Source organism: Acidilutibacter cellobiosedens (assembly GCF_004103715.1).
GTDB classification, from domain to species: domain Bacteria; phylum Bacillota; class Clostridia; order Tissierellales; family Acidilutibacteraceae; genus Acidilutibacter; species Acidilutibacter cellobiosedens.
Genome location: NZ_CP035282.1, coordinates 3,156,674 through 3,179,522, shown reverse-complemented (window position 1 = coordinate 3,179,522; position 22,849 = coordinate 3,156,674). Strand labels below are relative to the sequence as shown.

The 22,849-nt window shown below is 33.1% G+C and carries 23 protein-coding genes; 15 read left to right on the top strand and 8 right to left on the bottom strand.

The window, feature by feature from the left end; all coding sequences use genetic code 11:
• Positions 1–4: 4 nt before the first annotated feature.
• The 5 genes from EQM13_RS15320 to EQM13_RS15300 form a co-directional block, all read right to left on the bottom strand.
• On the bottom strand, positions 5–1,744 hold the full coding sequence (locus EQM13_RS15320) for a site-specific DNA-methyltransferase (protein WP_128753122.1): 1,740 nt from the start codon (positions 1,742–1,744) through the stop codon (positions 5–7).
• Between the two features lie 178 nt (positions 1,745–1,922).
• Positions 1,923–2,132, bottom strand: a complete 210-nt coding sequence (locus tag EQM13_RS15315; RefSeq protein ID WP_128753121.1) for a hypothetical protein — start codon at positions 2,130–2,132, stop codon at positions 1,923–1,925.
• 332 nt (positions 2,133–2,464) lie between these two features.
• A complete protein-coding gene (locus EQM13_RS15310) occupies positions 2,465–3,214 on the bottom strand; it encodes a DUF1444 family protein (RefSeq protein ID WP_128753120.1) in 750 nt (249 codons plus the stop codon).
• A 368-nt stretch (positions 3,215–3,582) separates the two neighbouring features.
• Positions 3,583–4,209 (bottom strand): recombinase family protein, encoded by a 627-nt coding sequence (locus EQM13_RS15305; RefSeq protein WP_240662946.1) that lies wholly within the window; start codon positions 4,207–4,209, stop codon positions 3,583–3,585.
• A gap of 198 nt (positions 4,210–4,407) precedes the next feature.
• On the bottom strand, positions 4,408–4,647 hold the full coding sequence (locus EQM13_RS15300; RefSeq protein WP_128753119.1) for a hypothetical protein: 240 nt from the start codon (positions 4,645–4,647) through the stop codon (positions 4,408–4,410).
• Between the two features lie 263 nt (positions 4,648–4,910).
• Between EQM13_RS15300 and EQM13_RS15295 the strand changes: the two genes are divergently transcribed.
• Positions 4,911–6,458: a recombinase family protein gene (locus EQM13_RS15295; protein ID WP_161567274.1), complete on the top strand. Its 1,548-nt coding sequence runs from the start codon at positions 4,911–4,913 to the stop codon at positions 6,456–6,458.
• 53 nt (positions 6,459–6,511) lie between these two features.
• Here the strand turns inward: EQM13_RS15295 and EQM13_RS15290 are convergent, their stop codons facing one another.
• Positions 6,512–6,748 (bottom strand): DUF255 domain-containing protein, encoded by a 237-nt coding sequence (locus EQM13_RS15290; RefSeq protein ID WP_206172719.1) that lies wholly within the window; start codon positions 6,746–6,748, stop codon positions 6,512–6,514.
• Positions 6,749–7,004: 256 nt separating this feature from the next.
• Between EQM13_RS15290 and EQM13_RS15285 the strand changes: the two genes are divergently transcribed.
• The 8 genes from EQM13_RS15285 (at position 7,005) to EQM13_RS15250 (ending at position 16,289) form a co-directional block, all read left to right on the top strand.
• Positions 7,005–7,589, top strand: coding sequence for a nucleotidyltransferase domain-containing protein (locus EQM13_RS15285; RefSeq protein WP_071140699.1), 585 nt, complete (start codon positions 7,005–7,007; stop codon positions 7,587–7,589).
• Positions 7,590–7,881: 292 nt separating this feature from the next.
• A complete protein-coding gene (locus tag EQM13_RS15280; RefSeq protein WP_128753117.1) occupies positions 7,882–10,149 on the top strand; it encodes a pyruvate formate lyase family protein in 2,268 nt (755 codons plus the stop codon).
• A gap of 2 nt (positions 10,150–10,151) precedes the next feature.
• Positions 10,152–11,087 (top strand): glycyl-radical enzyme activating protein, encoded by a 936-nt coding sequence (locus tag EQM13_RS15275; RefSeq protein ID WP_071140701.1) that lies wholly within the window; start codon positions 10,152–10,154, stop codon positions 11,085–11,087.
• Positions 11,088–11,216: 129 nt separating this feature from the next.
• Positions 11,217–11,978, top strand: a complete 762-nt coding sequence (locus tag EQM13_RS15270; RefSeq protein WP_071140702.1) for a DeoR/GlpR family DNA-binding transcription regulator — start codon at positions 11,217–11,219, stop codon at positions 11,976–11,978.
• Between the two features lie 184 nt (positions 11,979–12,162).
• Positions 12,163–12,969, top strand: coding sequence for a Cof-type HAD-IIB family hydrolase (locus EQM13_RS15265; RefSeq protein ID WP_071140703.1), 807 nt, complete (start codon positions 12,163–12,165; stop codon positions 12,967–12,969).
• A 142-nt stretch (positions 12,970–13,111) separates the two neighbouring features.
• Positions 13,112–15,022, top strand: coding sequence for a PTS fructose transporter subunit IIABC (locus EQM13_RS15260; RefSeq protein ID WP_128753116.1), 1,911 nt, complete (start codon positions 13,112–13,114; stop codon positions 15,020–15,022).
• Between the two features lie 76 nt (positions 15,023–15,098).
• Entirely contained in the window at positions 15,099–15,851 is a 753-nt protein-coding gene (locus EQM13_RS15255; RefSeq protein WP_128753115.1) for an N-acetylmannosamine-6-phosphate 2-epimerase, read from the top strand.
• A 102-nt stretch (positions 15,852–15,953) separates the two neighbouring features.
• A complete protein-coding gene (locus tag EQM13_RS15250; RefSeq protein WP_161567273.1) occupies positions 15,954–16,289 on the top strand; it encodes a hypothetical protein in 336 nt (111 codons plus the stop codon).
• On the opposite strand, the gene EQM13_RS15245 is transcribed toward EQM13_RS15250, so the two are convergent.
• Both EQM13_RS15245 and EQM13_RS15240 read right to left on the bottom strand, forming a co-directional pair.
• Entirely contained in the window at positions 16,237–17,340 is a 1,104-nt protein-coding gene (locus tag EQM13_RS15245) for an SIS domain-containing protein (protein WP_161567272.1), read from the bottom strand. The two genes, EQM13_RS15250 and EQM13_RS15245, sit on opposite strands and share 53 nt — an antisense overlap.
• An 85-nt stretch (positions 17,341–17,425) precedes the next feature.
• The gene (locus tag EQM13_RS15240) at positions 17,426–18,091 is read right to left on the bottom strand and encodes a ribulose-phosphate 3-epimerase (RefSeq protein WP_128753112.1); all 666 of its coding nucleotides are present in this window, start codon (positions 18,089–18,091) and stop codon (positions 17,426–17,428) included.
• 209 nt (positions 18,092–18,300) lie between these two features.
• Here EQM13_RS15240 and deoC point away from each other — a divergent pair, with 209 nt between their 5' ends.
• The 6 genes from deoC (at position 18,301) to EQM13_RS15210 (ending at position 22,849) form a co-directional block, all read left to right on the top strand.
• Positions 18,301–18,987 carry a deoxyribose-phosphate aldolase gene (deoC, locus tag EQM13_RS15235; protein ID WP_128753111.1) on the top strand — a complete coding sequence of 229 codons (687 nt, stop codon included), beginning with the start codon at positions 18,301–18,303 and terminating at the stop codon, positions 18,985–18,987.
• Between the two features lie 130 nt (positions 18,988–19,117).
• Complete coding sequence (agaB, locus tag EQM13_RS15230; protein WP_071140709.1) at positions 19,118–19,597, top strand: PTS galactosamine transporter subunit IIB; 480 nt, start codon at positions 19,118–19,120, stop codon at positions 19,595–19,597.
• A 92-nt stretch (positions 19,598–19,689) separates the two neighbouring features.
• Positions 19,690–20,469, top strand: a complete 780-nt coding sequence (agaC, locus tag EQM13_RS15225; RefSeq protein ID WP_128753110.1) for a PTS galactosamine transporter subunit IIC — start codon at positions 19,690–19,692, stop codon at positions 20,467–20,469.
• Positions 20,456–21,256 (top strand): PTS system mannose/fructose/sorbose family transporter subunit IID, encoded by an 801-nt coding sequence (locus tag EQM13_RS15220; protein ID WP_128753109.1) that lies wholly within the window; start codon positions 20,456–20,458, stop codon positions 21,254–21,256. The genes agaC and EQM13_RS15220 overlap by 14 nt, the downstream gene beginning before the upstream one ends.
• A 91-nt stretch (positions 21,257–21,347) precedes the next feature.
• A complete protein-coding gene (locus EQM13_RS15215; RefSeq protein WP_161567271.1) occupies positions 21,348–22,403 on the top strand; it encodes an SIS domain-containing protein in 1,056 nt (351 codons plus the stop codon).
• The gene (locus tag EQM13_RS15210) at positions 22,403–22,849 is read left to right on the top strand and encodes a GNAT family N-acetyltransferase (protein WP_128753107.1); all 447 of its coding nucleotides are present in this window, start codon (positions 22,403–22,405) and stop codon (positions 22,847–22,849) included. Before EQM13_RS15215 ends, EQM13_RS15210 begins: the two co-directional genes overlap by 1 nt.

Genomic DNA, 22,849 nt, shown 5'->3' with positions numbered 1-22,849 from the left:
ATGATTACTCCTTAAACCTATAAATTTCAAATGGCAATTGACAATACTCAATTCTATACTGTAAAAGATACTCGTTATCTAAATATTTCATGGGAGCAAAAACAAGCCTCTTTTTACCTTTATATTCGCCAAGACTTTTTGCTAAATCTAAATCTAATGCAATAGTCCTTAAATATTGTATGTCAGGTTTATAAAACAAATAAACTTCATATTGGTCATTTTCACCAATGTAATTCTTTTCCTCATCTACCTTAGTGATATCAAAATCATCCCCAGTAGCAGTATAAAATAAATATCTCGCTAATTCTTTATATTCTGGTAAATTCTCTCCCTTTAATATATCCTCCAATTCAATGGCATTACCCAACTCAAAATAAGAAAATGTTCCCCCTACACCATTTTTAATTCTCTCACTCGAAGCACTTGGTACACCCTTAATAACTCTTCTTATCCTTTCAGCAGTAACAGTATTAGCATAATCTTCTGATTCAATAAGAATGAATTTTCTATTACTCTTGTCATCTTCAAAATTCATGTCCAAAACTGCATGTCCAGTTGTACCGCTTCCAGCAAAGGAATCTAGTACGATAGCATCATTTTTGGTGGCTAACTTTAAAATATGTTTCACAAGTTCAACAGGCTTTGGTGTATCAAAAACTTTTTCTTGTTCAAATATTTGTTGTAACATTTTAGATGCACTAGTCGCTGTTCCATAGTTAGTCCACTCCTGAGCAGATTCTTGGTCCACATTTAATATCTCTTCTTCTGTTTCTTCATCATATAGAAAAGTTTCAATCGAGCCATTCCCCCACCATGTTCTTTCAACTTCTCCAAAATCCTTCTTTTCCTCCCAGAACACTTTAAGTTGGGGTTTTGCCCTTCCAGTAGTACCAAAAATTATTCTCTCATCTTTTAATAAGGCTTTGTATTTGTCTTCTTCTGTTCTCCAATGCCTTCCATTAGGAGGTAAATATTCAACTCCTGTATTTGGATTTACTATTGGATAGGTTAAATTTTCCCTTATTTGCGGTGCATCAAATGGGTCAGCCTTCCACGGTCCCCTAGGGTCATTATCTGGATTTGAAAATTTCGATTTATCTAATTCTAATGGTTTAAAAACAAAACCATCCATTGTATACCATCTATCTGCGTTTGATTCCTTTAATCTTCTTTCTTCCTGTCTTCTATTTTTGGCATAAACAAGAATATGGTTATGCTGTTGGCTAATATCCGTATCATTTTGAACTGATTTTCTAGCCTGCCATACTATATTAGTTACGAAATTATGTTCGCCAAATATTTCATCCATTAGCATACGCAGGTGATGAACTTCATTATCATCTATTGTGACAAATATGGCTCCATCCTTATGTAGTAATTCCCTGAGTAACTTTAACCTTGGCATCATCATGCAGCACCATTTATCATGTCTTGTCAAATCATCTTTGTCTACTACTTTCCCAAGCCATTCTTGTATCATTGGGGAATTAACATTATCATTATATACCCATTTTTCTTCCCCCGTATTATACGGAGGGTCGATAAAAATGCAATTAATTTTGCCTGCATAGTTTGGTAACAGTGCCTTTAGGGCTAGCAAATTATCACCATGAATAATCAAATTATCATTTAGACTTACATTATCTGTTATACTAGATTTTTTATCTGGAATAAGTTGATGATATTTAACTGTTAGATGATGATTCTGTACAAAGGCTTTACCTTTAAAATTTATCGTAGGCATAGATTTGACCTCCTTATATCTTTTAAGTAAATAAATAATTTTAATCCAAATTTAGTAACTTGTCAACCTACAAAGAATTCTATCATAAGTTTTTCCAAAAGTGAAGTTTAACTGAACGATGCACCCAAAACAAAAGAAGTGCTCCTAATTGAAGCACTTCTTACAATAATCATATATACTATAGTCCATTTTGCTTTGATAATTTGTATTCTTTTCTAGTTGAATAGGCTATATAAGCAGTTAATATTAAAAATGGTATAAACCATAATTTTGATACTTCCTGACCAACAACTGGAACTTGCTTTATAATAGCGAGTAAAATATAGAATACTCCATATCCTGCAATAACGGGGGAAACATTTGATAATATAAAGACTTTTTTATTCATATCTCTTCACTCCTGTCAATCTTTTCTATATTATTAGTGTAACTTATATTATAAGATTACGCAGCCCCTTATCTAACGTTTTGAAGTAAATTATCCAAACACGCTGCCCTTTACTACCTCAAGTTGCTACAAAAGAGCATATAGCGAGTTTGTGACAAAAAAAGAATAAATGGCTACTGTTAAACCATTTATTCCTTAAAAAATCCGCTTATTAAAACTACTTCTTAGAATGTCTTTTGTATATTATACATTTTTTAAGAATAGTTGTAAATATATTAAACTTTATTCTCTATAGGATAGCAACATGCAATAATAAGTATAACTATTAATGGTTAAGCGATAATTGAATAATTCCCTTGACTATCTTTTCTGTATATATTCTTTGATATCTTATTTATATCTTTTTCTATCTCTATAAGTTGACGCAATATATATAACTGGGTATCTATTGTGTGTTCATTATGTTTTGCACAAATAAAACAGGAGGAGGATGGCATGCAAAATAAAATATCTGTTCCAACTTTTTTTCTAATTTGTTGCTGTATATGTTCCGTAAGAAAAAGGGTTGCTCCAAAATCGGAATTAAAGTACAGAGTATAAATATGAAGTGCATCATCAAGTCTACCAAGAAAATTTGTCATTTTGTTTAGATTTTTCATGCTTTCATTTTTTAATATTTTCAAATCTATATTAGCATTTTTTAAATCATCATATAGCACAAATCTGAAAACCTCTCCCATATCTACTACGTAAAATAATGATAGATTGCAAAACAAATCTTCCCTTATGAAATTATGATTAATATCTTCTCCGAATTCCTTGGGTTTTACAAATGGAAAAACGTTGCTTAAGTTCAATTTAAACCTATAGCAATTCAAAACATCAGAAATTATTTTTATGTAGTTTTGCAAATTTTTCTGATATCCAACAATTTGATGTTCTTGATACATTGTTCTTAATGGCAAAGAAGCATTGGTAAACTCGCTACCAATGTATAATCTTTCTTTTTCATCCAGTCTAACTTCGTTAAATTCTCTCTTTAAATCCTGAATCATCCGATTTGCAAACTCCATATATTCCATTATTATTTCCCCTCCTATTCCATTTTATAAGTATAACGTTAATTTTGGAAAAAATCTGGTCCTAAAAACGAACAAGGGTTAAAATATAAGAAAAGGTATAGGAAAGGGATGAGAAAATTTGAAAGAACGGATTAAGAAATATATTTATATATTATTACTTACAAATATTGCTATCGCTAGTTTTCAGGTTATTGCTCAAAATCCAACCATTAAAATTGTACTTGCTATATATACCATGTTAACCTTACTACTCACTATAATTTATGTAAAAAGTGTGTAATGAGATAGCGTTACTATAAAAAAGTCTTAGGTTTGTAGTCCAAAGACTTTTTATTCTGCACATTTTCTAAAATTATCCACATACCTTCTTAATTATTTTTCGTACCCTTTGCTTTAAATTCCTTAACTCTGTTATAGAAAGTATTCTTTTTTAGTCTAGTTAGTTCCATTGCTTTTACAGCCGTAATCTCACCGTTTATCCATCTATAATAGACTTCTTCAAAATTGTTTGGTACTATTTTGGGGCGACCAAACTTTACTCCACGCATTTTTGCAGATTCAATACCTTCTCGTTGTCTTTGTTTAGTAAAGAGCCTTTCCTGCTCAGCAAGCCAAGCCAAAATTTGAAGTGTAAGACTAACGATTAAATCTCCGACACCTTCCATTCCTTCTTCCTTATACTTTCTTGTATCTAATAACGGTAAATCCAAGACGACAATTTCGATTTCATTATTAACAAGCCATTGCCACTCCTGCAAAATTTGGGCTTTATTCCTTCCAAATCTGTCTAAACTCTTGACAACTAATAAGTCGCCTTTACGAATACTTCGTTTTAATGCCTTCCATTCTTCCCTTTCAAAATCTTTTCCACTCTCTTTATCACAATAAATATCTCTCTCATCAAACTTAATTCCTGAACTTTTAATAGCATCCCATTGTCTATCCAAGTTTTGTTCCTTACTTGACACACGTAGGTACGCATAATTTCTCTGCACTACCTTTACCCCCTTAATGCCTAAAAAAGTATACTTTTTTATACTAAATAAAACGGCCATTAATAATAGTTGAAAAAAGTTATAAATCGATTTTTTAAACGTACAAAAATGATAATGTACTTTTTTAACCATTTTAGCGCACTTAATTGAAAATTGCAGCGCCAAATTTAAATACAATAAAAAAAGCCCTATAGGGCTTTAAGTAAACAAATCTGAATTATCCATAGATACAAATTTAATCGCTTTTTCAATATGATATAGAACAATATTATCTTTTGATTTTTTTACAAAAAGTGTATAATGAAAACCTTCGTTATAGCCAATGATTAAATTTCCTTCTTCTAGACTACATTCATCAAGTTGTTTTATAATCTTTGTTCTGTCTAAATTATATTCTTCTATTAGACTACTACATTTTTTAGTAATTCTAACTTTCATGAAATCAAATCCTTTCTTAAAAGGGGCAATATAAACAATGCCCCTTTTCTCAATAAATACCTGGATGTTTTATATATTAACTTATGGAGGTAATTGTATAGTACAATATCTTTTTTTTGTTTTTCAAGTATTTTTACTATATTTTTAGGTTACCATTTCCCATATTATAGTTACTAATTATATATCTTTAAAGTATAAACGTCTTGACCTATAAATATGTTATACTCAAAAATAGTTAGAACATGTCAGAAGGAGTTGATGTTATGGCGGCAAAATTAAGTAAGGTCAAGAAGGTTGCTATATATTTACGTAAATCAAGAGGTGATGAAGACGCAGATGTAGTTGCAAAACATAGAGAAAGGTTAAAAGAATATGCGAAAAAAAATAAATGGAAATTTGAGATTTTTAATGAAAATGTTATAACAGGTGAAAGTCTCCTTGAAAGGCCTGTAATGACTGAATTACTTAGAAGAATCGAAAAAAAAGAGTTTGATGGTGTTTTGGTGGTGCATTGGGATAGATTATCCCGCGGGGATACTTCGGATTTCGGAGTCATTAAAAATGTCTTCCAGTATGCAAATACGTATATTATCACACCTGAACGCGCATATGATTTACATGACAACGCCGATTTAACACTTTTAGGCATTCAATCTGTTATGTCAAATACTGAATTAAATATTATAAAAGAAAGATTTTACAATGGAAAAAAAGATGGTGCAAAAATGGGTAGGCTTACTAATGGAAATCCCCCTTACCCATATACCAAAATAAGAAATATCATACAAGACGAAAAAGGACGGATAAAGGTGGATTTTACCATTGAGGTTGACGAAGAAAAAAATGCTGTTTATCAAAGAATTAAAAAAATGTATTTGTCTGGACTCAATACAGAAAAAATTGCGTTTCAACTTAATAAAGAAGGAATACCATCACCGTCAAATAAAATGTGGAGTTCTACGGCTGTAAACCGCCTTTTAAAACATTCCTTCCATATGGGTAAAGTGATATATGGAAGGAATGAGTGGACAAAAACACCTTTAAGTAATAAATTAGAAGTAAGAGAAAGGGATGAATCTGAGTGGAGTGTCGGTATTGGAAATCATCCTATTCTCAAAACAGAAGAAGAGCACCGCAAAATTATGGAAGTCATGAATAGAAATCAAAAAATTCCAAGAAAAAGTCGTGCTGGCGTATTTCCAACAAGTGGACTCCTTGTTTGTAAAAAATGTGGTAGGACCATGACATATAGTTGGGGAAGAGTGGAAGCAAAGACAGGTAAACTTTATCACTATACAAAGTGTTATTACAAAACTCCACTTGGAGAAAAATGTCCACAAAAAGGCGTTAAAATGAATGAGGATTTTTATAATGCGCTGTATGATACAATAATTAATAGTTATGTAAATGCAGAAAGAATAAAAAAAGTAAAAGAAAATGAAGAAGAGAAAAAACAAAGAGAGAAACTCTTAAAAGATAAAGAGGCTAAATTAAAAAAAGAAGAAGATGCATTAAGAAGAGCAAGAACTCTTTTAGAGGAAGGCAATTATGATATAAATGATTTTGCAGATGCAAAAAAGCGAAGAGAGCCTATTATCAAGAAACTAAAACAGGAAATTATCAAACTTGAAAGTAAAAGTGATTATATTTACTCTGATAAAGAATTAGAGAAATTAGTTAGTAATTTTAAAAAGAACTGGCATAATGCTACTACACCTGAAGAACAAAATCAATTATTACGAAGTATAGTTAAAAAAATTTACTATGATAGAGAAGGAGACACTGTAATTTTCGAAATCGAATACCTATAACAAACGGCTACAATCCTTTAAACAAGCCGCGTTAAAATATTCCATAATTGCTGTTAATCACACACATGACACCAGTGACAGGTGGAATATCCTATGGAAAGGAATACGGGTTTATCTTCAGCTTTCGCTTTATCAAAGGCTTCATCACACCAAGAATACCAATTAACAGGATTATAAGCGTGTTGAAGAAGATAAGGACTTTTTTCGTTTATCAATCTATTAGGTATTCTGTTATTAGCTGTCATGGGCATCATCTCCTTTCTATAGCTGTTTTCTTTATTATATCCCAAATAAAAGAAAGCTACTATAAAAATAGCTCATTACGAGCTGTGTTTAATTCGGCATTTCTTATCTATTATAATCACAGGCCTTGTAAGCATCGGTAATTTTTGAAATAACAAATTCTATTTTTGGGGGGTTATTGATTCATTAAGATTTCTTGCGTATTGTAAATTTGTGGCTTATAATTGACATAAAGAACAGGTATATGAAACTTCAAAGTTAAGATTATTGACTTAATTATATATGTAACGAAAGGAAAATATTATGCAAAAGTTAATTGAATACGCTAATGAAATTATGGAATATATTTCAACATATAAAGAAGTCAGGTCATGTACATTATATGGAAGTCTCGCAAATAATAACTTTGATGAATATTCGGACATAGATATTGAGATTGATGTATCAGGATACGACAATAGTTTATTTGTAACCAGATTATCGGAGATTATGGCAATTAAATATCCGATTATATTTTCTGACTATGCGCCAAGCCTTATTCCGGAGTCCTATGTAGTTTCGATTGCTATAGATGAGAACAATCCCTTTTGCGTAGTCGATTTTAAATGCGTTGCAAATCCGCATTACACCACTTTAGGTAAAAAAGACTTCATATTGGACAAGGTTGAGCATACTATGAAAATATGGACGGCTAATTGTAAGCATTATTTGCGTGGTATTGACTGTCAAAGTGATATTACAAAAATGGCAAAACGTATCATTGGAGCAGAGAAAATATCATATATGAGTGAACTTGAACTTCTTGATGTTACTCTAAATTGGCTTGAACAAAATTGTGAAGAAAAACATTATAAGTATGTCAGTAACTGTAGGAAATTTATTGAATAAAATTAGGTATATTTCTTGTTCTTCATAGTGTGTATTATTATTGTGTATGTAATTGTTTTAATAGTGTTATCGCTAAAATTGATTTGCTTTTTATAGATTCGAACAAAAAAATGCCTGCAGAAAATCTGCAGGCATTATTTTTTGCTCTTAAAAATGTAGAATTAGTCTGAAATAATATGAATCAAAATAAATTAAAAAGATATAAAATGATTGACAATGAAGCAAAGCAATGGTATAGTAAATTTATAGAAAGATGAAAATAATGATCAATTAGTGAGGAAGGAGTAGAGCAATGGCAAGGATTAATATTGACGGAGAACAAAACGTAGAAGTAAGTAAAAAAATACCCTGTGAAAAACCGCTAAAACAACAACTTGAAATTATGGAAGCATATACGAAAGCTTATAAAGAAAGTGAAAAACTTGATAAGGCAAGGCGTGAATTGAATTGTCTTAAAACCATATTTCCCGTATTGTTCCGTTCTATTGAAGATACGGACTTAATAGCAGGAAGACTTGATTATCTTCCCATTGGTTTTGGAAGTACTACAAGCATCGGAGGAGTGGGACATTACTGTGTATTCCATAAACTGAGGGAGTTTAAAGAACTGTTAAGTACTGAGGATGAGAAGAATAGAGTAGATGTTCTATATGATTATTGGCAGGATCATGATATTAAGTCAATCTATTGCCAAGATGTATTGAATGATACAACAACGGGACGATTTATAGATTGTAATTATCCTTTAATGGCTACAGCACGTCTAAGCGGCATGATGCTGAATTATAAAAGATTGATGAAATATGGTATTAACGGTTTAATTCGGATAATTCAATTGAAACCCCAGAATGAGTTTCTTTCTTGTTCTATAGAAGCATTAAACCTTTTAAAAGATGTGATAGACCGACAAAAGGAATTGGTTTTGGAGAAAATACCTTCTGCAAATACGGAACGTAAGAAAGAATTGGACCTTATGTTTAAAGATTTAGATGCAATTCGTGAAGAACCGCCTCATACCTTTCATCAAGCATTACAGCTATTTTGGATTTATGCCTTATGTGCCGGTGTAATTAATTATGGAAGATTGGATGATATATTAGGTACTTATTTAAAGCGTGATATTGATGAAGGGATAATTACAGAAGAAGATGCATACCGCTATTTAAAATCTTTGTGGTGGATGATTGAAAATCGCCGTACGACGGTTAACGGACGTATTATTGTGGGAGGAGAAGGGCGCGATGATGTGGAAGGCGCAGATTTGTTTACAAGGATTTGCCTCAAAGTATGTAAAAATACAAGATATGTAGAGCCTCAGTTTACGCTGCGTTTATATAAAGATACACCTGAGGATATTAAGGATATGGCTTACGATTGTATTTCTTCCGGAGCTACTTATCCTACCCTTTATAATGATGAAGTAAATGTTCCGGCAGTAGAATATGCTATGAGACTTGATAAAAAAACGGCTCAGCAATATGTACCTTTCGGGTGCGGTGAATTTGTTATCCAAGGAAAAAGTGTCGGTACCCCCAATACATTGTTGAATTTACTGAAATTGCTGAATATAACTTTGAATAAAGGTATAGATCCCATGGATGGTATTTATAAGGGGGGACCTATCCATATAAAACCGCTGGACGAATACAGGACTTTTGAAGAATTTTATAGTCAATATAAAGAACTATTGGATTACTATTTTGATTTAAGTATAGAGGCTCAGTATCATAGTTATGAAGTGATGAATAAGGAAGTGTCGTTTTTATTTACGAGTATTTTGATGGATGACTGTATTGACAGAGGGAAAGCATTGCTTGACGGAGGAGTGGAAATTTTAGGCGGAACAAATGAAACCTATGGAAATATCAATGCGTCAGACGCACTGTATGCAATTAAGAGCCTGGTCTTTGATCAGGAGAAATACACTCTGAAGGAGTTGAATGAAGCGGCATTGCATGATTTTGTAGGGTACGAAAAAATCAGAAAGGAACTCTTGGATGTTCCGAAGTACGGTAATGATCATAAAGAATGTGATGATCTTGCCAACGATTTGTATGAGTTTGTGGCTAAGGGTATCAGGCAGAGAGGAATTGGTAAAGGAATGGGATATTATTTAATTGTAATCAGTAACAATCAAACAAATACAGACTGGGGACATAAGACAAGTGCTTCTTTAGATGGAAGACGAAAAGGACAATATATGAATCCGGCCAATAATCCTCAAGGTGGTGCTGCCAAAAGCGGTCCGACGGCGGTCCTCAATTCTCTGTCGAGATTTAAAGCCAGGTATCACGGAGGAAGCGTACAGAATATTAGATTTACACCCCATATGATGAAAGAAGATAAAGAAAAGGTAAAGGCTCTCTTTGATGTATATTTTAAGAAGGGAGGGTGCCAATTGATGGTAACGGTGGTTGATCATGGGGTGTTGGAAGATGCACAGAAACATCCTCAAAAATATCCGGATTTGCTTGTAAGAGTGGCAGGGTACAGTGCAGTATTTGTAGATTTAATGCCGGATGTACAAGAAGAATTATTAAGCAGGGAGTTGTATGGCTAAAGATGAGAAGTGATATTAATTTAGAGCATCATATCAATAAAATTAAAATATTCAATATAGAAAAGTTTGCAACTCATGACGGTGAGGGTATACGCACTGTTGTATTTATGCAAGGGTGTCCCCTTCACTGTCCTTGGTGTTCAAATCCGGAATCTCAGTGTATGGATTCACATTTGTTTTATACCAAAAAGAAATGTGTGCACTGTCATAGGTGCGTACAGGTTTGTCCGACCCATGCAATTACGTTTTGTGAAGAACATTTTTCTTATGATAAAGAAAAGTGTATCCATTGCAAACAATGCGTCTCCAATTGTTTCAATGAAGCAATTGAGTTTTCGGGTATTTTAAAAACAGTGGAAGAAATTGTAGCAGAAGTAGAAAAGGATAAGGATTATTATGATTATACCGGTGGTGGAGTTACCATATCAGGTGGAGAACCATTTCTGCAATTTGACGGCTTTTTAGAATTGTTGAAAGCATTGAAAAAGGAATCATTGAATATTGCAGTTGAAACAACGGGACAATGTACCCTCACACATCTGAAGCAGGCTATTCCATATATAGACACATTTCTATTTGATGTAAAGCATACGGATAAAGAGGTACTTAAATCTGTAACAGGCGGAGATTTGGATATGATATTGAATAATCTCCGTTATATTGCAGAAAATTATAAGGAACGTGTTATTATAAGAGTTCCTGTTATTCCTAAGTTTAATTATGAGAAAGATGTTTTGGCTTCGATTATAAAATTGGGAAGCGAACTCCGCGTAAAGGAGGTCCATTTACTGCCCTATCATACCTTGGGTAAAAATAAATATGAGAAGATGCAAAAGCCTTATAGAATGGAAGGAATTCCTACAGTAAATAAAAGTGAATTGTTGTCATATATAGATATAGGAAAGGTCCACAATGTAACTGTAAAAATAGGCGGTTAGAGAATTGAAATATGAAATGAGATAAATAGCTTTGAATTAATTTGAATTGAATTGTTGACACAGGTAGCCATTCTTTGTTACAATAAAATTAGTATAAGATATATCAGTATATCAAATGGAGGCTATTATATGCTATTACAGGAGAGACTATACCATATTATGAATATTATTCATTCAAAATCCTTTGTAACAATTAAGGAGCTCATGGATGAACTGGATGTATCAAAATCAACTATTAATAGAGATTTGATCGAATTAGAAAAACGCGGTATGGTAAAGCGTGAACGGGGCGGAGCAACGGCAGTGGAAATATCCAAGACCTTATCTACCTTTAATGAAATGCCCGTTGTTGATAAAGAAAACCTCAGTGCAGATGCGAAAAGAATTATATGTGAGAAAGCAGTAGAAAATGTAAAAGATGGAGATTGTATTTATATAGACGGAGGGTCAACACCGGCTTATTTGATACAAGGACTTCTTAGAAAACGTGTGAAAATTGTTACTGCAAGTACCTATTTATTACGTAAGATTCCCTCCAGCTTTCAGGAAGAAGTTTATTTATTGGGAGGAGAATTCCATTTTGGTTATGATATGAGCGTAGGAACTATGGCATGTGATATGCTGCACAGTTTCAATTTTGATCATGGTTTTTTCAGTACAAATGGTATAAATCTGGATACAGGAGAAGTATATGTGTTTGATGTAAAGGTGGGTGCTGTTAAACTGGAGGCTATGAAACGTTGTAACCGTAATTATCTGTTAGTTGACGATTCAAAGTTTAATGTGAAGGCATTATGCACATGGACTGAGTTAAGTGCATTTACAAATGTGTATGTGAATATGTTCTCTAAAGAAAGGAAATTACCGGACAATTTTATTATATGCAGCTGATTATGCAGATGATAAATATACCGTCATCCTGCTTGTGATAAATATGAGTTTACGTATATGATAAGCAAGATGATGGTTTTTTACAGCCATTGATGAATTAAAATGAATTATAATAATATAATACGAATTATGAAGATTTATACTGAAATAGATAGATTGTATAATGAGAGGGGAGGTGATAGCTATGGGTAGAAAAATCATATTTTTTGATATTGACGGAACACTAACAAAATGTGAAAAAAATATCCATAAACCAACACCGGAAACAATAAGGGCAATACGGAAATTAAAAGAAAACCGTATTTATGTGGCGATTGCAACGGGACGATCCAAATGCTTTATTCAAAAAAGCATACTGGAATTAGAACCGGATATTTTAATTTGTAATAATGGAGCTTATATTGAAATGAACGGTGAGGTAATTAACAGTAAGCCGATTTCAAAAACATATGTTGTGGATATTGTAAATACCGGTAAAATATATGAAATTCCCATAGTATTGGAAAGTCCGGAATGTTGTTATGCAGTTAATATGAGTTTGGAAGAGAGAAAACGATTGATTCGAAATATTGCGGTAGAGAGTAGATTCATTAAGACAGTAGATGAGCAGAAATCGTTTTTAGAACAATTTCAGATTTACAAATTGATTGTTATACTTCCTACTAAAGAGAAATTTGACATTATTAATCGCAAATATGGAAATGAATTTAATATATTGAGACAGCAATCATTTTATTCTTATGACTTTTATCCGAAAAATGTGTCAAAAGGTAAAGGAGTACGGATTATTAAAGAATATGTAGGAAACAAGTTGACGGAAAGTTATGCCTTTGGCGATGACGTAAATGACATGGAAATGTTGAATGAAGCAGATATTGGAATTGCAATGGGTGACGGCAATGAAGAATTAAAAAAGCATGCAGACTATGTAACGGAACCATTGGAACAAGAAGGCATTTCTAAAATGCTAACTCGATTGGAACTTATTTGAAATTCAGATAAGAATTTTATAAAAAAGGCTTCAATAGAAGCACAATAAATTAAGGAGGAACATGATTTTCATATGGGTTATAGAAAAGGAAAGAATTTATAACAAATAAAGTTAAATTATAAAATTTAAGGAGGGTATTATAATGAGAAACATATCACAATTTCTTTCCTCAGAACTTGTAAAAATCAATTTACAATCTAAGGACAAGAAGTCAGCAATTAAAGAGTTATCAGGTCTTTTTGAAACAAAACAAATTATTAAAGACAAAAACCAATATATTGCTGATGTTTTAAAACGAGAAGAAGAAGTTTCAACAGAGCTGGACAATGGTGTAGCAATACCTCATGCCAAATCAGCAGCAGTCATAAAACCGGCAGTAGCTATCGGAATATCCCGTAATGGGATAGATTTCAGCGGTGAGGGCAGACTGAGTTATGTTATATTTTTGATTGCTATACCTCAGAATGCAAACGATACGCATATTTCAATTCTAAGTAATCTTACATCTCATTTATTAGAAACTGATTGTATTCAAAAGATAAAAGGCGCAAAAACAGAGCAAGAGGTTGTTGACATATTTTCAAAAGAAATAGAGGAAGAACATCAGACAAGAAAAGGGGGAAGATTTTTAATAGGGGTTACAGGATGTACCGTTGGAGTGGCTCATACTTATTTAGCACAAAAAGCATTGGAGAAAGCTGCTAATGAAATAGGAGTTACAATAAAGGTAGAGACAAACGGTTCAATTGGTATAGAAAATTCACCGACAAAAGAAGAGATTGAACATGCAGAAGGAATTATTATTGCCAGTGACAGAGAAACGGATATGGAACGTTTTGCCGGGAAACGAGTTATAAATACAAGTGCGAAGAAAGGAATTGATGAGCCCAAAGAATTGATTATGCAAATTCTTGATAAAAAAGCACCCATTTATAAGCACAATCAGAAAAAAACGGTTACCCATTTTGAAGAATCTGACACAGAGTCACAGCATAAATCATTGTACAAAGTGTTGATGAGCGGAGTATCTTATATGATTCCTTTTGTTGTTATAGGAGGATTACTAATTGCCATATCTCTTGCTATAGGAGGGGAACCGACACCGAATGGTTTAGTAATTCCGGAAGGGAGTTTTTGGAATAAAATTTCTGCTGTAGGAAGTACCGGTTTTACTTTAATGATTCCTATACTGGCTGGATATATTGCAAGTGCAATCGGTGATCGTGCCGCATTGGCTCCGGGCATGATTGGCGGTTGGATTGCAAATAACGGTTCTTTTTATAATTCCACTGCCGGTACCGGTTTTATCGGAGCAATAATAGCAGGACTTTTAGTCGGATACTTTGTAAAGTGGTTAAAACATTTTAAATACCCAGAAGCAATTCAGCCTTTAGTACCGATTATGTTGATTCCTATTACGGCTTCATTATTTATTGCCTTTATTTTTATATTTATTATTGGAATGCCGATTTCTTCACTGATGACAGCTCTTAATGCCATGCTTCAAAGATTATCCACAGGGAGCTTAATAATATTAGGAATTGTAGTTGGATTAATGCAAGGGTTTGATATGGGTGGACCATTTGGGAAAGTGGCTTTTATGTTTTCTGTAGGATTGATTGCAGAAGGTCAGCCTCAATTTATGGGAGCTCAGGCCTGTGCAATTCCGGTAGCTCCCTTAGGAATGGCATTAGCTACGTTTCTGGACCGCAAACATCGATTGTTTCAATCAGAAGAAACAGCAAATGGTAAAGCAGCATTGGCTATGGGATTAGTAGGAATATCAGAAGGGGCAATTCCTTTTGCTGCCAGTGATCCATTTACAGTTATCCCGGCTAATATGATAGGTTCTGCTGTATCATGTACTATGGGATTTTTGTTTGGAATTACGGATACGGTAGCCCATGGAGGGCCCATTGTATTATTGTTAGGAGCAGTAAATAAACCGCTGATTGGACTGTTATGCATGATGGCCGGCGCATCCGTAACAGCATTAATATGCTTGACATTAAAAAAATATAAGTACAGCAAAGTCGAAAAGAGTTATAATTAATTATTGTATAGTATCCAAGAATTGATTGATTAAATCAATAAATATCGATAATTAATATAAAAAGGGAGAAAAAACAATGGACGAGAAGAAGGAAAAACTGCTGGATTCTATGAAAAAAGGATTAATTGTGTCATGCCAGGTACAACGTGATGATCCGATTTATACAGATGATATAGCGGTTAAAATGGCTGAGTCTGCACAATGGGCCGGAGCCGTTGGAATCCGTGCCAATTCACCTGAACAGATTCGGGCAATTAAAGAAAAAGTCGATTTGCCTATGATTGGATTGTATAAGATATGGCATAAAGATACAGATGTATTTATAACTCCTACTTTAGACGCTGCCAGAGAGGTATGGGAAGCGGGTGCGGATATTATTGCGTTGGATTGTACGGCACAGATAACTCATGAAGGTAGGCCGGCTTGGAATTTATTAAAGATAGTAAGAAAGGAAATTCCGGAAGCCATTATTCTTGCAGATATCTCGACGTATGAAGAAGCAGCAAGAGCAATTGATAATGGAGCAGATATTGTGGCGCCGACTTTATATGGATATACTAAAGAAACAGCTCATATCGAGGGGCCGGATTACCGTATGCTTGCAAAGATGTGCAGGAATTTTAAAGATTCAGCCTATGTAATAATGGAAGGCCATATATATACTCCGGAAGATGCCATGAAATGCATTTACCTTGGTGCTCATGCTGTGGTTGTAGGGAGTGCAATTACACGTCCTCATTTGACGGCGAAACGTTTTGTAGACATGTTGAGCGGATATCAAAGCAATTGGCGGGATTCAGAAAGGGCAAAACATTTAATTACGGAATGAGAAGGACATGAAAGATGGGACTTGTGAAATAGACGGAAAACTTTTTATTAGTCGCCACTGCTGATTTATAAGCAGTGGCGATGTTAAATAAGGTAATAAAATTTGAAAATACCAAATGGAAAGCTTATAATAAGACAAGTAACATTTATATATTGGGGAGATATAATAATGGGCGATTTTATGATTGGGATGTATGGAAAATATGATGATAAGAAATTTGACAGGGATTTTAGGAAAGGGTTTTACGGAATAGAAGCATGTTTGTTTGAGGAGGAAGGGGATATTGAAAGATTATGCAATAAGGCCGATAAAGAAGGGTTTAAAGTTGGCATTCATTTTCCGTTAAGATCAGGCATATCGAAATTATTTATTAAGATATTTAACATTAACACTCTCTGTCGATATATGATTTACTTTTATATGATATTAAAGTTTTAAATTTGTTGTATAGAGGGTGCTTTTCCCACTTATGAAGTTCGTTTGTAACCATAAAGGACAGTACTTGAAAGAAGGCAACAGTATAAATTGATTTCAGATATGGATTAGGCTGAGAAGTAAAACGCAGAGCATGTTGTTCGTCCACTGTTTTATTATTTGTGATAATAAATGCACGATCAGTTATACTGCGTACAGCATGATAAATTTCTATTGTACGTTGAGATGTTGAGTCTTCATTATCAATGAAAAAGAGAGTATACAATGGATTTAGTTGAAGATTTGGTCCATGTAAAAATTCTTCTGCCTCATAGGCAACTGCCGGAATCTGGATTGTTTCTCCGATCTTTAAGGCCCCTTCAAGAGCTGCTCCAAAACTAATTCCGCATCCACAAACATAAGCGTTTGTCATGGAAGTAAATGATTTATAATTATCTTTGAATAATTTGAGGGTGTTTCTTGTTATTTCCTCATAGGTAGACATTGAATCTGAAATTTGGTTAAGTAACATAGCTTTTTCTTCTGATGTCAGATTTCCCTTTGCATAAGAAGCCTCAACTGAAAATAACATAAGAAAGACAGACAAAGTAACTACACCTTTAGTTACATAACCTACGGTTTCTATTCCGCAGCCATAATCAATGATATGAGTTGCATAATCTTTAAAATCACTGTCTAAATTTGCAGTAACCCCTATAGATTCAATCTTTAATTCGTTTAACTTTTTTAAAGAATCGATTGAATTCGTACTACATCCGCTTTGAGATATTACTATTGCAAAATCATCATCTTTTAAATTCGATTCGTAATAATTAAAGGTAAAAGGAGAAATTATCTTTACTTCAATGTTTAAATATTTTTCAATAAATAATTTTGCACACTGAGATGCATTGTAGGATGAACCTGATGCAATGATCCAAAGCCTTTTATAGTCCTTTTTCAAAAATAGATCAACTAAATTTTTTGTAATGTTAAAAGAATTTTTAACATTATTTCTGACTGCTTGCGGTGTTTCATATACGTAATCCAACATTGTCATTTTTTTATCAGACATAATATCGCCTCCGTTTATACTCATGTAATTATATTTATTATTATTTCAATTAATTTTTAATATATGACAGTTCCATAGATGAAAATTAATTTCTAATAATGGAATTTCTAAGCTTAACGACATTCGTATTAAAATCTGCATTATTAAACAAACTACTTGTTCCGGCGACAAAGACATTTGCTCCAAGCTGACTCATTTTACCACTGTTTTCAAAACTAACGTTGCCATCGACTTCAATTAATAAATTGGGATTAAGGTAATCTGCCAATTTTCGAGTTTGTTTTATTTTATTTAAGGTATAAGGTATTAGCTTTTGACCTGCAAATCCAGGGTGAACCGTTAAAATAAGAACAAGTTCTATTTGTTCAATATAAGGAATCAATGTTTCAACGTCTGTTTTAGGTTTTAAGGCAATTCCTGCCTTTGCGGGAATCGAATGAATTTTTTTTATTGTATTTAACGGATTGTGACTTGCTTCTATATGAAAAGTAACGATATCGTTAGGATTGAATTTAAAAAAATCAATTTTAATATTTGGATTGGTTACCATTAGATGAATATCTAAAGGAATATTGGTTCTTTTATGCAAATAACTAACAAAATCCGTTCCAAAGGCAAAGTTAGGAACAAATTCTCCATCCATTATATCAACATGAATATAATCAATTGAATTTTCTTCAAAAGATTTTATATTTTTGTCAAAATTGGCCCAATCTCCGCACATTATAGACGGGGATATAAATTTATTCACAAATATCACCTCAATGTAATTACATTATAACATAATTGTAATTTCATTATAACATAATAACTTATTATGTCAATTATTTAAACGGGAATGATATAAAATAATTTGAAAAATTAAACTATTTTAATAATATAAATTAAAAAAATATTGACTAAAATCATATTGTTATATTATAATGTAATTACAATATAACAATATAGGAGGAAATTGAATTGCTAACAGTTAAAAAAATAGCTAAGATTATTGATCATACGATATTGAAGCCAAATGCGACATCCCTTGAAATTACTAAGGCTTGTAATGAATGTAAGAAATATGGATTTGGAATGATTGCCATAAATTCAGCTCAAGTAAAATTTTGTAAAGAGCAACTTAAAGAGACTGGTATACATGTAGGGGCTGCCATCAGTTTTCCCTTGGGGCAAACTACATTAGAAACTAAATTATTTGAAACAAAAAACTCCATTGATAACGGATGTGATGAGATTGACTATGTAATTAATATAGGGGAGTTAAAGAATGGAAATATTAAATACGTAGAAAAAGAAATGGAGGCTATTGTGGGCTTGTGTCATGACCGCAATATAATTTCAAAAGCGATATTGGAAAATTGTTATTTGGAAAGAAATGAAATTATTGAATTATGCAAAATTGCATTAAAAATAAAGCCGGATTTTATAAAGACATCCACCGGGTTTGGAATAAGCGGAGCAAAAGTTGAAGACGTTAAGTTAATGAAGAGCATTGTTAAAGATGAAGTTGGGATTAAAGCGGCTGGGGGAATTCGTGATCTAAATACTTTTTTAGAAATGATTGATGCAGGAGCAACCAGAATAGGGACAACAAGTAGTATAAAAATTATTAAAGAATATCAAAGTAGTAAGGGAATACAGAAATAGTTTTGACTATATATAATATTGATGAATTGATATTTATCTGAAAATATAGAATGTTTTTAAAAAATGTATATTAATTATATAATTATAGGTAGAATTGATATATATTTAATTTATGGGGGAGTGGTGGAGAATGAAAACGCCTAATATTTTGTGGACGCGAATAGATAACAGACTGGTACATGGCCAGGTAGGTGTAACTTGGACGACAACGATTCGGCCGAATTTAATGATTGTTGTTGATGATGAAACGGCGAATGATAAAATTCAACAGGAGTTGATGCAAATGACGGCTGAATCAGTTGGAGTAGGAATACGTTTCTTTTCGGTACAAAAATGTATCGATGTTATTTTTAAAGCATCGCCTTCTCAGAAAATATTTATTATTGCAAGAACTCCGGAAACAGTGAGGAAACTTGTTGAAGGAGGAGTTCCTATAAAATTGTGTAATATTGGAAATATGCATTATTCGGAAGGGAAAAAAGTATCTCGTGATGTTCATGTTTATCTTGATGAAAAGGATTTGGAAGATTTAAGAGCAATTCGAAATATGGGAGTTGATGTTTTCATACAGATAACTCCAAATGATCATAAGCTTGATTTTGAAATTTAGTTTTAAACAGGCCCTAAATTGGTTTGTTTTTTATGGTTTTATAAACAAATCAATTTTTAAAATATAAACTATTATGAAAGGAGAGAAAAGTTATGGAAATCACATTATCACAGGGTCTGCTATTGGCATTGATGACATTTATATGTGGAATAGATGCCGTATGGGAAGCATTTTTTATCTTCAGACCTATCGTTGTATGTTTTTTTACAGGAATTATACTTGGCGATGTACAACTTGGTTTGGCAGCAGGTGCTGTTTGCGAGCTGACCTATGTTGGACTGACCACGGTTGGCGGCACTGTTCCACCTAATCCGTTAGTTGCGGGAGTCATGACAACAGTGCTGGCTTATACGAGTGGAGTACCCGTTGCTACGGCCTTAGGATTATCTCTTCCCTTTGCACTTTTAATGCAATATATCAATATTTTCTTTAATTCCACATTTTCAGGAGTCATGAGTAAATTAGATGATTATGCTGCTAAAGGAGAAACAGGACCTTTTGTTAGAACTATAACCTGGATGGGACTTGTGGTTGCTTTATCTTATGCAATCGTAATTTTCTTATCAGCTTATGCAATACAGGAGCCCATCAGTGCATTTGTTAATTCATTCCCTGCATGGTTAGTTCATGGTTTTGAAGTCGCAGGAGGATTATTGCCGGGTGTTGGTTTAGGATTATTATTGAGAATCATGCTTAAAACTGAAAATGTAGGATATTTATTTATCGGATTTTTGATTGCTTCATTTTTACCGTTACAAAATGTATTGCCTATAGCAATTGCAGGAGCAGCAGTTGCTATTATTGGATATGTTAACGATAAGAACAAAATTATTCCGGGTGATACGGGAGGTGACAATGATGGGGGAATATAGAAATAAGCTATCTAAAAAGGATATTACAAAGCTGGGTATTATTTCAACAGCGTATCAAACAGGATTTAATTATGAACGTATGCAGGCCGGTGGGTTTACTGCCAGTATGATTCCAAGCTTTAAAAAGATATATGGCGACAATAAAGAAGAGATTTCAAAAGCTATGACAAATAATATGGATTTTATAAATACGGAACCTCATATGGGGACATTTCTTATGGGATTAATTGTATCTCTTGAAGAAGCCGGAGAAGACCGTAATTTAATTAAGAATTTAAAAGTTGGATTGTTTGGACCTTTAGCAGGCCTTGGGGATGCCATATTCTGGTTTACCCTATTGCCTATTAGTGCAGGTATTTGTTCGTCTTTAGCCCAGGAAGGTTCAATTGTAGGTCCAATTCTTTATATGCTTATATGGTTTATTGCCTGGTATTCAAGAGTTTGGTTTGCCAGATTTGGATATTCTTTAGGAGTAAATGCAATTTCAACAATCCGTAAAAATGCCGGTGCTATTACAAAAGCAGCAGGAATTCTCGGCGTAATGGTAGTAGGCGGATTGATTCCAAGCTATGTTAGTATTAATATTTTATCTTCTATTCCTCTTGCAAAAGGATCATCCTTATCGATTCAGAAAGATTTCTTTGATAAGATTTTGCCCAATCTTTTGCCTTTAGGTTTTGTATTTTTCACTTATTGGCTGTTGAAAAACAAACGTGTTAATATAGTTCTTCTTATTGTTTCGATTATCTTAGTTTCAATACTTTGTTCAGCCTTGGGAATTCTTTAGATGTTTTTGTATAGAAGGCTTATCTTTTCAATTGAAGATTAGCCTTCTATATTCCATATACAAATAACTTTAGAAGATGGGGGATTATAAAATGTACGATACTTCAAAATCTCAAATGTGGAAAGAAATATTTGAACAACCACGAGCAGTTGAAAATGCTGTTAAATTTAATATGGAGACGATTAAGTCCATTGCAGCCGAGGTAAAGAAAAGAAAAATAAATACAGTAGTATTTGCTGCCAGAGGTTCGAGTGAGCATGCATGCCAAGTAGGTAAATATTTATTTGAAATCTATTGTGGAATGACGGCATCTATTGCTTCTCCGTCGGTTATTACGTCTTATGAGGCAATTCCTGATTATAGTAATATACTTTTAATTGGAGTTTCTCAGTCGGGAGGAGCTCAAGATGTTTATGAAACAATGAAGGCATGCGAAAATCAAGGAGGAGTTTGTGTAAGTATTACTAATGTAAGAGATTCCTTAATGACCAGAGTAGGAAGTTATTATATGAACTGTGAATGTGGCCCTGAGCTGAGTGTCACTGCAGCAAAGTCATACATCACTCAACTTGCGATTATTTCTGCTTTAGCTGCTTATATAAGCGATAACAACGATTTTATTGATGAAATATTGCACCTGAAAGAAATTGTAAGTGAATCCTTGTTGATTGAGGACCAAATAAGAAAAATTATTCCTCTTTACAGAAATGCAAGTAACATACTTATATTTGGGCGCGGCTTATTGTATGCTCTTGGGTTAGAGACAGAATTAAAAATTCAGGAAACAAGCTACTTAGATGCAAGATGTTATGCTTCCAGTGATTATCAACATGGACCTATTGCCGCAACTCGAAGATTTATACCAACAATTTTCTTTATAGCTGATAACCATACAAACGATAGTATCATTAGTTTATATAATCGTCTTAAAAAAGAATATAAGATATTTAGTACGGTTGTTACAAACAATAAAAATTTAATAAAAGATGCTGATGAAATTATTGAATTGCCGACTAATCATGAAGGTTTAAAAGCGGTTTTCTCTTGTACAATATTCTCTCAAATGTTCTCTTGTCTCCTTTCTATAGCAAGAGGATATAATCCGGATGCTCCAGAAGGAGTATCGAAGAAAACTGTAACCAGATAATGGAACTTAAAAAATTAAATCAAAAAAACGAGTTGGAGTTAAATTCAATAATTTCTAATTTTTTTCATCAACCTGTAGATTGTCAGAAATCAGTTAAATTTTTATCTGATAAGAGAAATATAATTTATGCATGTGCTGAAGATGAAAATGTTGTTGCCTATGTATTAGGTTATCAACTGCCGAGAATTGATAATGGAAATGATATGTTATATATACATCACGTATGTGTATCCGCAGAATATCGGAGAAAAGGGATTGCTAAAAAATTATTAAATATGGCCCTTGAATATGCCCAAAAAGAAAATCTTCATTATGTTTATCTGATCACCCAGACCGATAATTTACCTGCACGCAGGTTGTATGAAAGCTGTAATGGATATAACCATCCTAAAAATAAAGAACTTTATTATTGGTATTTTAGTGCGAAAGGATTAAATAATGATTAA

Excerpts from the sequence above, each read along its gene's own strand:
- EQM13_RS15320 (WP_128753122.1), bottom strand. The coding sequence starts at position 1,744 with ATGCCTACGATAAATTTTAAAGGTAAAGCCTTTGTACAGAATCATCAT.
- EQM13_RS15315 (WP_128753121.1), bottom strand. The coding sequence starts at position 2,132 with ATGAATAAAAAAGTCTTTATATTATCAAATGTTTCCCCCGTTATTGCA.
- EQM13_RS15310 (WP_128753120.1), bottom strand. The coding sequence starts at position 3,214 with ATGGAATATATGGAGTTTGCAAATCGGATGATTCAGGATTTAAAGAGA.
- EQM13_RS15300 (WP_128753119.1), bottom strand. The coding sequence starts at position 4,647 with ATGAAAGTTAGAATTACTAAAAAATGTAGTAGTCTAATAGAAGAATAT.
- EQM13_RS15295 (WP_161567274.1), top strand. The coding sequence starts at position 4,911 with ATGGCGGCAAAATTAAGTAAGGTCAAGAAGGTTGCTATATATTTACGT.
- EQM13_RS15285 (WP_071140699.1), top strand. The coding sequence starts at position 7,005 with ATGCAAAAGTTAATTGAATACGCTAATGAAATTATGGAATATATTTCA.
- EQM13_RS15280 (WP_128753117.1), top strand. The coding sequence starts at position 7,882 with ATGGCAAGGATTAATATTGACGGAGAACAAAACGTAGAAGTAAGTAAA.
- EQM13_RS15275 (WP_071140701.1), top strand. The coding sequence starts at position 10,152 with ATGAGAAGTGATATTAATTTAGAGCATCATATCAATAAAATTAAAATA.
- EQM13_RS15270 (WP_071140702.1), top strand. The coding sequence starts at position 11,217 with ATGCTATTACAGGAGAGACTATACCATATTATGAATATTATTCATTCA.
- EQM13_RS15265 (WP_071140703.1), top strand. The coding sequence starts at position 12,163 with ATGGGTAGAAAAATCATATTTTTTGATATTGACGGAACACTAACAAAA.
- EQM13_RS15260 (WP_128753116.1), top strand. The coding sequence starts at position 13,112 with ATGAGAAACATATCACAATTTCTTTCCTCAGAACTTGTAAAAATCAAT.
- EQM13_RS15255 (WP_128753115.1), top strand. The coding sequence starts at position 15,099 with ATGGACGAGAAGAAGGAAAAACTGCTGGATTCTATGAAAAAAGGATTA.
- EQM13_RS15245 (WP_161567272.1), bottom strand. The coding sequence starts at position 17,340 with ATGTCTGATAAAAAAATGACAATGTTGGATTACGTATATGAAACACCG.
- agaB (WP_071140709.1), top strand. The coding sequence starts at position 19,118 with ATGAAAACGCCTAATATTTTGTGGACGCGAATAGATAACAGACTGGTA.
- agaC (WP_128753110.1), top strand. The coding sequence starts at position 19,690 with ATGGAAATCACATTATCACAGGGTCTGCTATTGGCATTGATGACATTT.
- EQM13_RS15220 (WP_128753109.1), top strand. The coding sequence starts at position 20,456 with ATGGGGGAATATAGAAATAAGCTATCTAAAAAGGATATTACAAAGCTG.
- EQM13_RS15215 (WP_161567271.1), top strand. The coding sequence starts at position 21,348 with ATGTACGATACTTCAAAATCTCAAATGTGGAAAGAAATATTTGAACAA.
- EQM13_RS15210 (WP_128753107.1), top strand. The coding sequence starts at position 22,403 with ATGGAACTTAAAAAATTAAATCAAAAAAACGAGTTGGAGTTAAATTCA.